Source organism: Mycoavidus sp. B2-EB, assembly GCF_014218255.1.
Taxonomy (GTDB): Bacteria; Pseudomonadota; Gammaproteobacteria; order Burkholderiales; family Burkholderiaceae; genus Mycoavidus.
In genome coordinates this window covers 1,599,963-1,613,560 of the sequence record NZ_AP021872.1, presented here as the reverse complement: position 1 = coordinate 1,613,560, position 13,598 = coordinate 1,599,963, and the positions used below count along the sequence as shown (strand labels likewise).

Annotated in this window: 11 protein-coding genes and 1 pseudogene; 5 read left to right on the top strand and 7 right to left on the bottom strand. The window is 49.2% G+C overall.

Annotation, left to right across the window (positions count from 1 at the left end; genetic code table 11):
- Positions 1–67: 67 nt before the first annotated feature.
- The 6 genes from MPB2EB_RS07140 to MPB2EB_RS07115 form a co-directional block, all read right to left on the bottom strand.
- On the bottom strand, positions 68–1,246 hold the full coding sequence (locus MPB2EB_RS07140) for a WD40 repeat domain-containing protein (RefSeq protein ID WP_185181642.1): 1,179 nt from the start codon (positions 1,244–1,246) through the stop codon (positions 68–70).
- 226 nt (positions 1,247–1,472) lie between these two features.
- Positions 1,473–1,919, bottom strand: coding sequence for a dUTP diphosphatase (gene dut, locus MPB2EB_RS07135; protein ID WP_185181641.1), 447 nt, complete (start codon positions 1,917–1,919; stop codon positions 1,473–1,475).
- A gap of 2 nt (positions 1,920–1,921) precedes the next feature.
- Positions 1,922–3,118 (bottom strand): bifunctional phosphopantothenoylcysteine decarboxylase/phosphopantothenate--cysteine ligase CoaBC, encoded by a 1,197-nt coding sequence (coaBC, locus tag MPB2EB_RS07130; RefSeq protein WP_185181640.1) that lies wholly within the window; start codon positions 3,116–3,118, stop codon positions 1,922–1,924.
- Position 3,119: 1 nt separating this feature from the next.
- Complete coding sequence (lspA, locus tag MPB2EB_RS07125) at positions 3,120–3,611, bottom strand: signal peptidase II (RefSeq protein WP_185181639.1); 492 nt, start codon at positions 3,609–3,611, stop codon at positions 3,120–3,122.
- Entirely contained in the window at positions 3,611–6,451 is a 2,841-nt protein-coding gene (gene ileS, locus MPB2EB_RS07120) for an isoleucine--tRNA ligase (protein ID WP_185181638.1), read from the bottom strand. Before ileS ends, lspA begins: the two co-directional genes overlap by 1 nt.
- Complete coding sequence (locus tag MPB2EB_RS07115) at positions 6,432–7,388, bottom strand: bifunctional riboflavin kinase/FAD synthetase (RefSeq protein ID WP_185181637.1); 957 nt, start codon at positions 7,386–7,388, stop codon at positions 6,432–6,434. Before MPB2EB_RS07115 ends, ileS begins: the two co-directional genes overlap by 20 nt.
- A 301-nt stretch (positions 7,389–7,689) precedes the next feature.
- Between MPB2EB_RS07115 and purN the strand changes: the two genes are divergently transcribed.
- Together purN and MPB2EB_RS07105 are read left to right on the top strand one after the other, a co-directional pair.
- Positions 7,690–8,334 carry a phosphoribosylglycinamide formyltransferase gene (gene purN / locus MPB2EB_RS07110; protein ID WP_185181636.1) on the top strand — a complete coding sequence of 215 codons (645 nt, stop codon included), beginning with the start codon at positions 7,690–7,692 and terminating at the stop codon, positions 8,332–8,334.
- On the top strand, positions 8,331–9,608 hold the full coding sequence (locus MPB2EB_RS07105) for an RsmB/NOP family class I SAM-dependent RNA methyltransferase (RefSeq protein ID WP_185181635.1): 1,278 nt from the start codon (positions 8,331–8,333) through the stop codon (positions 9,606–9,608). Before purN ends, MPB2EB_RS07105 begins: the two co-directional genes overlap by 4 nt.
- Before the next feature lie 8 nt (positions 9,609–9,616).
- On the opposite strand, the gene MPB2EB_RS07100 is transcribed toward MPB2EB_RS07105, so the two are convergent.
- A complete protein-coding gene (locus tag MPB2EB_RS07100; RefSeq protein WP_185181634.1) occupies positions 9,617–10,855 on the bottom strand; it encodes an ATP-binding protein in 1,239 nt (412 codons plus the stop codon).
- 104 nt (positions 10,856–10,959) lie between these two features.
- Here MPB2EB_RS07100 and MPB2EB_RS07095 point away from each other — a divergent pair, with 104 nt between their 5' ends.
- The 3 genes and pseudogenes from MPB2EB_RS07095 to MPB2EB_RS07090 all read left to right on the top strand — a co-directional run bounded on the left by MPB2EB_RS07095 (position 10,960) and on the right by MPB2EB_RS07090 (position 13,570).
- Positions 10,960–11,535: a phospholipase D family protein gene (locus tag MPB2EB_RS07095; protein ID WP_185181633.1), complete on the top strand. Its 576-nt coding sequence runs from the start codon at positions 10,960–10,962 to the stop codon at positions 11,533–11,535.
- A 70-nt stretch (positions 11,536–11,605) separates the two neighbouring features.
- A pseudogene (locus MPB2EB_RS08540) lies at positions 11,606–11,782 on the top strand (IS110 family transposase); the annotation flags it as partial.
- 339 nt (positions 11,783–12,121) lie between these two features.
- A complete protein-coding gene (locus tag MPB2EB_RS07090) occupies positions 12,122–13,570 on the top strand; it encodes an IS4 family transposase (RefSeq protein ID WP_185181187.1) in 1,449 nt (482 codons plus the stop codon).
- Positions 13,571–13,598: the final 28 nt, after the last annotated feature.

Here is a 13,598-nt window from a genome sequence, read left to right as displayed (position 1 = left end):
AATAAAAACCGTTAATTTAGAGTGCCGCGCTTTATTATGGTGCTTGATAAAGCAGCTAGAACCGAGACTATTGCAATTGGGCTGAATGCATAGGCCGGAAAGTTTTTGCATTTGATTTTACAGGATTCTCGATAGCCATCATGGTGGTAGAGCGCTTATCTTGATGCAATGTCCAGGATCTGTGCATGTGCAAAGAGAGGCCGTTAGTTTCTACCTCCCACAAGTTGATAGAATGGTCTGATCCCCTGGTTAACAATAATGGATTTTGAGCCAGTGTAGGTTGCCACATAACGGATAATAAGTCTTTGCTACAGTGTCGAATAACGGCCCGAGATTGGCCAGGATCTAGTGACCATATGCTAAAAGTATTATTAACACTGGTTGCAGCGAGTTGTTTGCTATCTTCTGAAAACACGAGGCAGTTGATAGCCGCCATATGCCCTTTAAACGTATAGCGCAGACTAGGCGGCGTGGTTTGGTTTGCTGCAAATGACCAAAGCCTGATGACGCCATCAGTGCTACCTGAAGCTAGCCAAAGATTATCAGGTGAAAAGGTAATGCAAGTCGCATCAAAAAATGTGTTAACAGTATCTGTTAGTTTGAAGCTATTAACTGTGCCATACACATAAATAAATTGATTGCTGCTTGAGGCTAGCCACTGGCCATCATTGGAGAATGAGACCTGATAGATCGAGTCAGAAATGGATAGTTTACGGAGTAATTTTGGCTCTTTCTGGTCGTTGAGCGACCATATAAAAATTTTCTTGAAAATTGTGCCTGCGGCTAGCTGAGTGACCTCTGCCGTTTGTAAAAACGCCATGCTACTTACGCTCAGTCCGTCACAGCTTAATGTGTTATAGAAGTCAGCAGGCTGGTTATTTTCGATTTTTCGTAAGTGAATCATGCCATTGTAGCTAGCTGAAGCCAACCACCGGCTATCTTCAGAAAAAGCGATGCTGCTGACCCAATCGGTATGGCTTTTAAGCGCGTGCTGTGCGGTGGAAGTACGCGACCATAATTGAACGGTTGCATTCGTACTTGAGAAAGCGAGCCATTTACTATCACGTGAGACGACACTACATATGATCGGCGGCTCTTCAGCTAAATTCTGTGGCGCTGGAAGAGCGGGCGGGTTGGATTCGGAATTTGACGAGGTGTGTAATGAGGAGAGCGGTTTAGTATTGAGTGTCTGTGCGAGCGCGGCAATACAAGATGAATTGGAATAATGACGAATATTTGACAGCATAACTTACTTAGTAAAAACATTATTTGATTTATTTATTAGAATAAAATTCCTAATATATTTATGTTATCACAACTTGAGCAAAGAATAAAAGGAGTTTCGTCTGGAGCGAGACTGAATCCTGAGGCAGGATAAAGCGGATGGATGTCTGATTTTAGATGAGAATGCTGCATTTTATTTTTATAAAATGCAGGATCTCGATTAAAACATTGGCTTTTTTAAAGCGAGTTTACTGTTTACCCGTACTACCGAAGCCACCCTCTCCGCGTGTGCTTGGCACAAAATCATCGACAATATTAAATGCAACTTGCATGACAGGTACGATGACCAGTTGAGCTAACCGCTCAAAGGGTGCCAGCGTAAAAAGAGTGTGTCCTCGGTTCCAGGTGGAAATCATTAACTGCCCTTGATAATCGGCATCAATTAGCCCCACCAAATTGCCCAGCACAATCCCGTGTTTATGCCCCAGCCCTGAACGTGGCAAGATAAGCGCGGCATAGCCGGGATCCTGCAAATGAATCGCTAATCCTGTGGGCACTAAGGCGGTAGCGCCAGGTTCAAGCGTTAGCGGAGCATCAAGACACGCGCGCAAATCAAGGCCAGCGCTACCGGCGCTTGCATAGTGCGGTAATTGGTCGCGCATGCGTGGATCGAGGATTTTAATATCGATTTTCATGTTTAATTCGTGGTGGCTAGGCGTTGGGCAATTTCAGCGATTAATGTGCGCGCAAGCATTTGCTTATCCATGCGCGGTAGTGGGGTGGCGCCTTTTGCGTCAAACAAGGTGACTTCGTTATCCTCGCAGCCAAAAGCTTTAGGCCCAAGATTACCAACTAAAAGCGGCACATTTTTGCGGATGCGCTTTTCCTGTCCATGTTTTTCAAGCTCGTTACTTTCTGCGGCAAAGCCGACGCAAAAAGGGGGCTTGGGCAAATGGGCGACCTGCTGCAAAATGTCTGGATTCTCAACAAAAGTGAGGCTCGGCACAGCAGACGCGCTATTTTTCTTAATCTTTTCGGCGCTGATCTGGTCAACGCGCCAGTCGGAAACCGCTGCGACGGCAATAAAAATATCCGTTTCAGCGATTTGCGCCAGCACAGCATCTAACATTTGCTGAGCAGTTTGTACGTCGTGACGAATAACCTCGGCTGGCGTAGCGAGAGAGGTTGGACCTGCAATGAGCTGAACTTGGGCGCCACTTTGTACTGCTGCGCGGGCTAGCGCAAAGCCCATTTTGCCACTTGAACAGTTAGTCAGGCCGCGCACCGGATCGATCGGTTCATAGGTCGGGCCGGCTGTAATGAGCACCCGCTTGCCGCTAAGCCATTTGGGTTGGAAAAAGCCTGTGATGGCTTCCATAATGGTTGCGGGCTCAAGCATGCGACCTGCGCCCGTTTCGCCGCATGCTTGTGGTCCTGCATCGGGGCCAAGCACGATAATATTATCGGCGCGCAGTTGAGCCAGGTTGCGCTGTGTCGCTGGGTTTTGCCACATCTGTTGATTCATTGCCGGGGCAACGAGAAGTGGGCAGGTACGCCCAAGCGCTAAAGTGGATAAAAGGTCATCCGCATGCCCATGCGCAAGCTTTGCCATAAAGTCAGCGGAAGTGGGTGCAATCAGAATGGCATCTGCGGCGCGTGAGAGATCAATATGTGCCATATTGTTACTTATGCGCGGATCCCATTGGCTGGTATACACCGGACGGCCCGACAAGGCTTGCAGGGTGAGCGGCGTGATGAATTGGGTCGCGGCATCGGTCATGACGACTTGTACACTCGCACCCGCTTGGCTTAGAAGACGGGTGAGCTGCGCTGATTTATAGCAGGCAATCCCGCCGGTGAGGCCAAGCACCAAATGTTTGTTGAGTAGATCCATGTTAGCGTGTGCGGCGTACACGCCGCAGCTCATCAATAACCAACAAAATAGCGCCGCAGGTAATGGCACTATCGGCTACATTGAAAGCAGGCCAATGCCAGCCGCGTAAATGAAAGTCGAGAAAATCAATCACATGTCCATACCAGAGCCGGTCAATCACATTGCCAAGCGCCCCGCCCAAAATCAAAGATAACGCGGTACAGAAAAGTTTCTGGCCGCTGTGTCGCTTAAGCAAATAGCTTATAAAAAGCGCCACGCTTATGCCTAGCCCGCTAAAAGCCCAGCGCTGCCATCCGCTGGCATTCGCTAAAAAGCTAAAAGCCGCCCCTTTGTTATAAACCAGCACTAAGTTAAAAAATGAGGTGATTGGATGCGAAGAGCCATAAGCGTAAAGATTCAAAATGGAAAGTTTGCTGAGCTGGTCGCTCAAGATAATGAGGAGCGCTAGCCCAAGCCAACCGATGAAAGTTTGGCTATTTTTCTGATTGGCCATTATGCAACCCTCCGTGTCGGCTCACCGGCGCCAAATAGATTGTTAAAACACCTCATACATAAAGCTGGATGGTCTGGCTCAGTGCCTACATCGCTAGAATAGTGCCAGCAGCGCTCGCATTTTGTATGGGCTGAAGGAGTCACTTGAATGCCTTCGCTATTTTCATGCGCAACTTTTACAACTGTTGCGGTTGACGTGATCAAGACGAACTTTAGATCATTACCTAGGCTGGCCAGTGCTTCATAGCGTGCACCCGTCATCTTGAGTTCGACCTCTGCTTGCAGCGATGAACCAATCTGGCCGGCAGTGCGCGCGGCTTCAAGCGCTTTAGTGACTTCGCTGCGTATGGAGCGGAGCAATTGCCATTTAGCGATGAGTACGTCAGCCTCCGCTATGACTGGATAAGTATGATGTGTCTCGGTGAAAATCGTGGTGGTGTCCGGCTGTAGGATGCGCCACGCTTCTTCGGCGGTAAATGATAAAAAAGGCGCGATCATGCGCAATAGGCTGTGGGTAATATGATAAAGCGCCGTTTGCGCTGCGCGCCGCGCGGGCGCATCGGGCGCAGACGTATAGAGGCGGTCTTTCAGAATATCAAGATAAAAGCTACCTAGATCTTCTGAGCAAAAGGTTTGCAGTTTAGCCACGGCTGGATGAAATTCATATTGCGCATAATGCGTCAAAATGTCTTCTTGCAGAGTCGCGGATAACGCAAGTGCGTAACGATCCATCTCAAGCCAATTCTCTATCGGCTGTGCATGTTGCGCGTAGGTAAAATCAGACAAATTCGCTAATAAAAAGCGTAACGTGTTGCGGATACGTCGGTAGCTCTCGACCACCCGCTTTAAAATTTCATCGGAAATGGAGAGCTCGCCTGAGTAGTCAGTTGAAGCCACCCAAAGCCGGATCACCTCAGCGCCAAGGGTATCCGTGATTTCCTGTGGCACGATCACATTGCCCACAGATTTTGACATCTTGCGGCCTTGTCCATCGACGGTAAAGCCGTGCGTGAGCAGTGCTTTGTAGGGCGGTTGGCCATCGAGCATAGACGCGGTTAAAAGCGATGAATGGAACCAGCCGCGATGCTGATCCGATCCTTCTAAATACAAATCAGCCGGAAAATGGGTGGCATCCTGATGGGAGTGACGTAGTACATGCCAATGAGTCGTGCCAGAGTCGAACCAGACGTCGAGCGTATCGCGGTTTTTTTCGTAATGATCCGCTTCTGCGCCGAGTAATTCGCGCGGATCGAGCGTCTGCCATGCTTCAATCCCGTTTTGTTCAACGCGCTTGGCCACTTCTTCCAATAGAGCAAGCGTGTTTGGATGCAGCTCGCCAGTTTCTTTGTGCACAAAAAAAGCAATCGGTACGCCCCATTGACGTTGCCGTGATACGGTCCAGTCAGGGCGATTGGCGATCATGCCAAACAAGCGCTGCTTCCCCCAAGCTGGATAAAAGTGCGTCGCCTCAATGCCTTCTAATGCGGTAGTGCGTAGGGTTTGATTGCCTTCCTTAGGCATCAGATCCATGCCAACGAACCATTGCGAGGTCGCGCGGTAGATAATCGGCGTTTTATGCCGCCAACAATGCATATAGCTATGTGTATAGAGCTCGCTTCTAAATAAGGAGTTGGCTTGCTCGAGGGCCTCAACAATTTTAGCATTGGCTTGCCAAATCGAAAGCCCGCCAAAAAGCCCAAGCGATGCGGCGTAACAGCCATTGCCCAGTACCGGATTAATGATTTGCTCGTCATTGAGCTGATGGGCTTTACACGAAATAAAATCTTCAACGCCATAAGCCGGTGCTGAATGGACGACGCCTGTGCCGGTATCTAGGGTGACATAATCGCCGAGGTAGATGGGTGCCGTGCGTTGATAATCGGCATGCAGGGTGGCCAGCGGATGGTTAAAGCGCAGTCCTGCGAGTGCTTGGCCCGGTACCGACGCAATAATCTTGCCGCTTAATTGATAGGCTTGGAGGCATGCCTCAACGCGCTCCGTTGCCAATATGAGCAAGCCACGTGGCGTATCAACCAAACTATAGCTGAATTCTGGATGTAGATTAAGCGCCTGATTGGCGGGAATCGTCCACGGGGTCGTGGTCCAGATAACGATCCAACCCTTGCTTTGCGGCAGCGTGCTTAGGCCAAATGCTTGAGCAATTTTTTCGGGTTCTGCGAAAGCAAAGCCTACATCAATCGTAGGATCGGTTTTATCTTTGTATTCGACTTCAGCTTCAGCTAAAGCTGAGCCGCAGTCAAAGCACCAATTCACGGGTTTTAAACCACGAAAGATATAGCCTTTCTCAAGGATCTTGGCGAAGGCGCGGATTTCATTCGCTTCATTCGCAAAAGCCATCGTGAGATAGGGCGCATCCCAATCGCCCAGTACGCCCAGGCGCTGAAAAGCTGTTTTTTGTCGCTCAATCTGTTCGTTTGCATAAGTGCGCGCTTTGCGTTGCACTTCGGTAGTGGGCAGCGCTTTGCCAAATTTTTTCTCAATTTGAATTTCAATTGGCATGCCATGACAATCCCAGCCGGGTACATAGGCGGCGTCAAAGCCAGCCAGCGTGCGCGCTTTCACAATCATGTCTTTCAAAATTTTATTCACGGCATGGCCAAGATGAATATCGCCATTGGCATAAGGCGGGCCGTCATGCAAAACAAATTTGGGGCGACCTTGGCAAACCTGGCGAATTTTTTGGTAAACCTTTTTCTGTTGCCATTCTTTAATCCATTGCGGCTCGCGCTTAGGCAGCTCAGCGCGCATTGGAAAAGGTGTGTTCAGAAGGTTAACCGGATATTTTGCGGCCGGCTTTGCATCAGTTTTCTGGTTGCTCATATTGATAATCAGAGGAGATAAAGAATGCTCGCGCGTTTTCTACGTCGCGCGCAATTGCGGTGCGTAACGTGGCAAGGTCGTTATATTTTTCCTCGCCGCGCAGTTTTTCTAGAAATTCAATGCGTAATAGTTTGCCATAAGCGTTGCCTTGCCAATCGAGTATATGCGTTTCAAGCAAAATTTGGCCTGAATTGTCGACTGTAGGCCGGATGCCAAGGCTGGCGACGGCGGGCAACGGAGCTCGGGCTAGCCCATGTACCGCCACCGCAAAAATCCCGGAAAGCGCTAGGTGTTGAGGCGCCACCCGGAAATTCAGAGTCGGAAAACCCAGCTCGCGGCCCAGTTTATTGCCATGTATGACATGGCCGCTCATCATATAAGAGCGGCCCAGCAAAACGCGGGCCAAGGCTAGGTCTCCAGTGCGCAAGGCCGTACGTATGGCAGAACTAGAGATGCGCTGGCTGTCATTCGTCAGGGTGGCGATTTGCTCAACCTCAAAATGATATTGTGTGCTGGCGGCTAGTAAGGTAGCGAAATCGCCCGCCCGTTTTGCGCCATAGCGAAAGTCATCGCCCACTAAAATCCAGCGCGTATTGAGACCTTGCACAATAATGTGTTGGATAAAAGCCTCTGCCGTTTGGCTAGCGAAGGTTGCATTAAATGGTTCAACCAGCACTTGGTCAACGCCATAGAGGCTTAAGGCTTCAAGTTTGTCGCGCAAAAGTGCAATGCGTGGCGGGGCGCTTGCCGGATTAAAAAATTCACGCGGATGGGGTTCGAAGGTCATCACGCACACTGGCAAGCCGCGTAGCTTAGCTTGCTCCCGCAGGCGCGTAAGCAACATTTGATGCCCGCGATGCACACCATCAAAATTGCCAATGGTTAAGGCGCAAGGTGCTGGGTTGCGCGCGTTGGAAAGACCTCTAAAAACTCTCACGTTCAGTCTCGATGCAGTTGTGCCCAGCCATGTGTCTGCTGTGACTGATGATGATACTCAGAGTGAATGAGGCGCTCTCGATTGCGCAAATGATCTGACACTTTCCGATGCGATACCGCCATAAGCTCAATTTCCGCCTATTTAACTGCTTGCTGTGCTGGGTCAATATTCCATAGAGCTAGGTCATTTCTTTTTGGGCTAGCTCAGATATGGGCGCTAGCAAGTATAGCACTAGGCGCTCATTGCTAAAGCGAATGAATCGGTCGTCTTTAATGTTTAACTCTAATGTTAAAATCCGTTAATGAAAAAAATTGTCATTCTAATTTCCGGGCGCGGCAGCAATATGGAAGCTATTGTGCGCGCCTGCGAGATGCAGCGTTGGCCTGCGCGCATTGCGGCTGTCATTGCCAGTCGGGCGGATGCAAAAGGTTTGCTCTTTGCTCGCGCGCACGGGATCGCGACGGTTGTGGTTGAGGCAAAAAACGATCCTGAGCGTGAATCATTTGAAGCCGCATTGGTAGCGGCACTGGATTCATTTACGCCAGATTTGATTGTATTAGCGGGTTTTATGCGAGTGCTTACGGCAACTTTCATTGAGCGCTATGCAAACCGTATCCTCAATATTCATCCTTCTTTGTTACCGAGCTTCCGAGGCCTAAATACGCACCAGCGCGCGTTAGACGCTGGGATTAAAGTGCATGGTGCAACGGCTCATTTCGTTAACGCACAGCTCGATGGCGGGCCAATCATTGCGCAGTCGGTAGTCCCGGTACTGGCGGGCGACGATGAAGCAACGCTGGCGGCGCGTGTCTTGGCAAGCGAACATATTCTCTATCCGCGCGTAGTCTGCTGGTTTATCGAGGACCGACTTACGCTTGAAGGCGCGCACGTGGTGCTGACCCCCCCTGAACCCCAATGCCTGATTACTGGCGCAGATCTAATATGAAAAAACTAGCCCCTTGGCTGATCGATCAAAGCGAAGCTTTGCTCAATGAATTATTAAAATTTACCGGCCCAGCAGATGCTGTGACGAGTCGTTTTTTCCGTTCCCAGCCGAAATTGGGTCATACCGAGCGAGGGATTATCGCGGAAGCCGTATTTGCTGTCTTACGCCGTAAACTTGAGTGTGCGCATTTAGCTGAAAGCGGTAGTAGTCGGCCCAACCGACGGCTGGCACTGCTCGGATTAATGCAAACGGTAGGACGTCAAAGCTTGCTGCCATCGGTATCTGCTGCTGAAGTGGAATGGCTTGAGCGCGTCTCAAAAATTGACCCGGCTAGCTTACCTCTGCGCATTCGCATGAATCTACCGGACTGGCTGGTCACCGCTCTCAGCCAGCAAATATCTGGGAAAAGTTTGAGCGCGGATGAAGGTGAGCGTCTGGCCGTCGCTCTTAACCACCCCGCGCCGCTCGATTTGCGCGTGAATTCAATTAAATCAAATCAAGCTGACGTACTCGCTCTGTTAGCCGAAGCAGGTATCGAGGCGCAGCCTACGCCATTTGCACCTTTGGGCGTGCGCGTGACGGGTAAGCCGGCATTAAATCGCTTGCCCGCGTTTGAGCAGGGGTATTTTGAAGTGCAGGACGAAGGTAGCCAATTGCTGAGCTATCTTGTTGCCCCCAAACGAGGCGAAATGGTGGTTGATTTTTGTGCCGGAGCAGGTGGTAAAACGCTTGCGTTAGGCGCACAAATGCGTTCCAGCGGGCGCTTATATGCGTTTGATGTGGCCGATCGGCGGCTTGCCAAACTCAAGCCGCGGCTTGCAAAAAGCGGTTTATCTAATGTGCATCCGGTACGCATTGATAGTGAACATGATGCAAAAATCAAGCGCTTGGCTGGCAAGATTGATCGGGTTTTGATTGATGCGCCCTGTAGCGGTTTAGGTACGCTGCGTCGCAACCCTGATCTTAAATGGCGGCAAACGCCCGTTTCAGTCGCTGAATTAGCGGTGAAGCAAGCCTCGATTCTCGCTAGCGCTGCGCGTCTGGTTAAGCCAGGTGGGCGTTTAGTTTATGCGACCTGTAGCTTACTCGCAGCCGAAAACGAAGCAGTGGTTGAGGCTTTTATGGCAGCCCATCCAGAATTTCAATTAGTGCCGGCTCATAGAGTATTAGCTGAGCAGCAGATTGATCTTAATACAGGGGATTACCTCTCTCTATGGCCGCATCAACACATGACGGATGGTTTCTTTGCCGCAGTGCTTGAACGCCGCGTTTAAAGTTCAAATTAGGCGGATCCCCAAAGACAGGATATAGGCGCAGCAAAGAGACGATCTCCGAATGGAATAATGTTTTCCCCATTGTAAAGAACAATCCCTAGCTTAAATTCATCTTGGCAGATATGTGCCAGTTTGCGTAGCCCTTTAAAATCATCGGCATAGACTGAAGCCGAGGCCTTAATTTCGATACCCAGTACCGCGCCGATTTCGTTCTCAACCACCAGATCGACTTCATTTTGTTCTTTGTCTCGATAGTGATGAAGCGTATACGCTTCATCACACCATGTGATTTGCTTCATGATTTCCGAGACAACGAAAGTCTCAAGAATTGGACCGAATAAGAGGCGGTTTTCTGCAATTCGTTCAGTGGTTAGGGCGAGCAAATTGGCCAGTAATCCAGAATCAAAAAAATGCAGCTTGGGCGTTTTAATCATTCGCTTAATCTGATTGCGGAACCAAGGTTTGAGGCGATAAACAAGAAATAATTGTTCAAAGACGGCCAAATATTTACTTGCGGTTTTACTATCCAGACCCAGTTGGCCCGCAATTTGAGTGAAATTGATCAGCTGTCCAGAGTGATGGGCGAGAATTTGTAGTAGGCGAGGTAGATGGTCAAGTTTCTCAATGCTTGAGACGTCCCGTACGTCGCGCTGTAAGAGCGCATGCAGATAATCACGCCGCCATGCGTAACGGCGTTTTGGATTTTGACGCACAAACATTTCCGGATAACCGCCGGTCAACACGGTTTGCACCAGGGCATGATCAATCATGACTTCCGCTGGTTTGACAAGTTTGCCGGCAAATGCATGCTTTAGGAATGCTGGCTTTTGATTGCGGATTTCAGCCAACGAAAGAGGTAAGAGATGTACGATTTCAATGCGTCCGGCTAAACTTTCCGACACGGTTGGCATAGTGAGTACATGGGTTGAGCCCGTGAGTAGGAAGCGTCCAGGCCGACGCTCATCATCCACGGCCTTTTTGATTGCGCGTAACAATTCGGGGGCTCGTTGCACCTCATCGATAATGGCATAATCAAGCTGGCGCACGAATCCGGTTGGGTCATTGCGTGCCGCAGCGAGCGCCGTGTCATCATCCAGCGTAATGTAGATAGCGTCTGTGCTGGCAAGTTGACGCACCAAAGTGGTTTTGCCGCACTGACGTGGGCCGTTAATCATGACCACCGGCGTGTCTTTAAGCGCTGTCAGGATGCGTTCAGTCGAAAAGCGTGGAAAAAGAGTTGTTTCCATTCCGGCCATTTAGGATTTATGCTCCGTCTAATTCGGATTTAAACTTCGTCTGATCTGGATTATAGTCTCGTCCAATTCGGATTAAAAGCTTTTGTAATTGACTCATGAACCTCTTTTTTAGTATCAGCGGACCGCTTATTTTGGCAGTATCCTTAGTGGCTGCAAGCGCTGCCCGCGGGCCAGTTGATTATTATAAGCCGCCGGTCGTATTGAAGGCGCAAGGCACGATGCAGGCTGCTTTTGTGCCACGTGATGATGTTGAAGGACTCATCGTAGACGCTGTGCAAGGTGCGCGCAAACAAGTACTCGTGCAAGCGTATCTGCTCTCTAATAAGCGAATTATCCAGGCTTTAATAAAGGCTCATGCGCGCGGCGTTGAGGTGCGCATATTAGTGGATGCTACGCGGCTAGAGGAAGGGCGTGATGCGCGTATAACCGCACTGGCCAAGGCGGGTATTTGGGTGCGCCGCGAAGTGAAGTATCGTAACGCGCATAACAAAATTATCATCATTGATGCTGACAGCGCACATCCAGTACTGATTACCGGCAGCTTTAATTTTACGTATACCGCGCAACGAAAAAACGCAGAGAATATGCTCATTATTCGGGATTTTCCGGCGCTTGCACATGAATATGCAAAGAATTGGCGGCGGCATGCGGATAACGCTTTGATGTATTGATTTTCGAGAGAGTTTTATTCCTGCAACAAGGGGCCGGTTGCGCAAGATTATCGAGTCATTCCGCCGCCGTGCACTGGTCGCCATACGCTATAACGCCCATGTTAAAGCACTATACGAACGCCTACGTACCCGCGGTAAATCGACTATGTCTGCCCTCGGTGCATGCATGAGAAAATTCGTCCATCTTTGTTTCGGCGTACTTAAATCACGCCTGCCATATGATGACAATTATGGAAAAATTGTTTGACTAAGAGGACGGTATCTTGTATGCAGAACTAGTCAACCAGAAAGGTCTTACTCGAGACAGATAATGCATTTTCTGAGAAAGCAAGCACATTCACTCCAGAAAAAGATTATGCCTCTCTAATAAGCATGCTGACCCATCAAAATTCGAAAATCAAGGTTAGCGAAGCAATGGCGAAAGTAAAGGAAAAATTAGGTAAGGATTATCTAGAATCGGATTGGAGTTAGCCCGTAACCGCTAAATTAACCTTTCAATTACCCACAGATTTAACGCGTTTAAAGCCTGTTAACAATGATCGAGTTCTGTTAACGTCATTGCTCGTACAGATGATGAGACCTATGGATGTTAAAAAGAAAGCGTGGCAAAGATAGCAGGGTAGGAAAGAGTGAAGATCAGAAATGGTTTGAAGAGGAGATAGGACAGAATAAGTTCCGCGATGAACGCCTTACGAAGAGATTTAGGCTGGTCCTAGAGCGTTTGTGGTCTTACGTTGGTCAGAGTATTCCGATGGCCTTTCAGGACTGGAGTAACACGAAAGCAGCCTACCGGTTTTTTTCGAATGCTAAAGTGAGCGAACAGGAAATCCTAAGTGGGCATTACGAAGCAACTCAAAAGCGGTTTGAAGCCTCAAGAGGCCCCATATTAGTATTGCAGGATACGACCGAATTCTCATATAAACGAGAGCATCCGGAGTGGATAGGCGCGACGCGTGAAGTTGCAGGTCGCAAAGACCAGATGGGGAAGAACATCAAATATACGGTGTGTGGGATTTTGATGCATTCGAGTCTGCTGGTTACCACACAAGGTGTTCCACTGGGGTTGGCAGCAATCAAATTCTGGACGCGCAAGAAGTTCAAGGGGACCAGGGCCCTCAAGTGTAAAATTAATCCAACACGCATTCCGATCGAAGAGAAGGAAAGTTATCGGTGGCTCGAGAATTTGCGGCAATCCACCGCATTGCTTAGCGATCCCCAGCGGTGTGTCCATGTAGGTGATCGCGAAAGCGACATTTACGAACTCTTCTGTTTAGCGCAAGAGCTCCAAACAAATTTCTTGGTTCGGACCTGTGTGGATCGGCTCGCAACAGATGGGAAGCATACGATCTCGCAAGAAATGGAAGAGGTTCGCGTTAATGGAATACATCGAATTACGGTTCGAGACTCTAAGGGTAAGGAGCATCGAGCTGTGCTGGAGCTTCGATATCATCGCATAAAGGTGTTGCCTCCCATCGGCAAACAGCGTCGTTACCCGCCTTTGCATCTGACGGTGATTCATGCATTTGAACGGGACGCACCTGCAAGCAGAGAGCCTATTGAATGGAAGTTGATCACCAATTTATCCGTGACTTCTCGCAAGCAAGCTATTGAAAAATTGGACTGGTATGCACTACGCTGGAAAATAGAGGTATTCCACAAAGTCCTCAAATCAGGCTGTAAGGCTGAAGAGTCCAAGCTGCGTACAGCTGAGCGGCTAGTCAATCTCATTTCTATATTCTGTGTCGTGAGTTGGCGTATCTTCTGGATGACTATGCTACATCGAGCTGCGCCAGATATATCGGCTGAAATCGCGCTGACGCCTTCTGAAATGCAGCGGCTTGATCAATTGGTCAAAGATAAGCCGAAAAATGTAAATGCCAATCCTCTTACACGGTACATCATTAAGCTAGCTCAACTAGGGGGCTATCTAGCTCGAACCGGTGATCCTCCTCCTGGTAACACCGTTATCTGGCGTGGGTTACGAAAACTTATTGATATACAGATCGGTTTTGAACTCGCTCATAATTGTGGGTAATTGCAAGTAAATTAACCGCACTTTGCTT

Excerpts from the sequence above, each read along its gene's own strand:
- MPB2EB_RS07140 (WP_185181642.1), bottom strand. The coding sequence starts at position 1,246 with ATGCTGTCAAATATTCGTCATTATTCCAATTCATCTTGTATTGCCGCG.
- dut (WP_185181641.1), bottom strand. The coding sequence starts at position 1,919 with ATGAAAATCGATATTAAAATCCTCGATCCACGCATGCGCGACCAATTA.
- coaBC (WP_185181640.1), bottom strand. The coding sequence starts at position 3,118 with ATGGATCTACTCAACAAACATTTGGTGCTTGGCCTCACCGGCGGGATT.
- lspA (WP_185181639.1), bottom strand. The coding sequence starts at position 3,611 with ATGGCCAATCAGAAAAATAGCCAAACTTTCATCGGTTGGCTTGGGCTA.
- ileS (WP_185181638.1), bottom strand. The coding sequence starts at position 6,451 with ATGAGCAACCAGAAAACTGATGCAAAGCCGGCCGCAAAATATCCGGTT.
- purN (WP_185181636.1), top strand. The coding sequence starts at position 7,690 with ATGAAAAAAATTGTCATTCTAATTTCCGGGCGCGGCAGCAATATGGAA.
- MPB2EB_RS07105 (WP_185181635.1), top strand. The coding sequence starts at position 8,331 with ATGAAAAAACTAGCCCCTTGGCTGATCGATCAAAGCGAAGCTTTGCTC.
- MPB2EB_RS07100 (WP_185181634.1), bottom strand. The coding sequence starts at position 10,855 with ATGGAAACAACTCTTTTTCCACGCTTTTCGACTGAACGCATCCTGACA.
- MPB2EB_RS07095 (WP_185181633.1), top strand. The coding sequence starts at position 10,960 with ATGAACCTCTTTTTTAGTATCAGCGGACCGCTTATTTTGGCAGTATCC.
- MPB2EB_RS07090 (WP_185181187.1), top strand. The coding sequence starts at position 12,122 with ATGTTAAAAAGAAAGCGTGGCAAAGATAGCAGGGTAGGAAAGAGTGAA.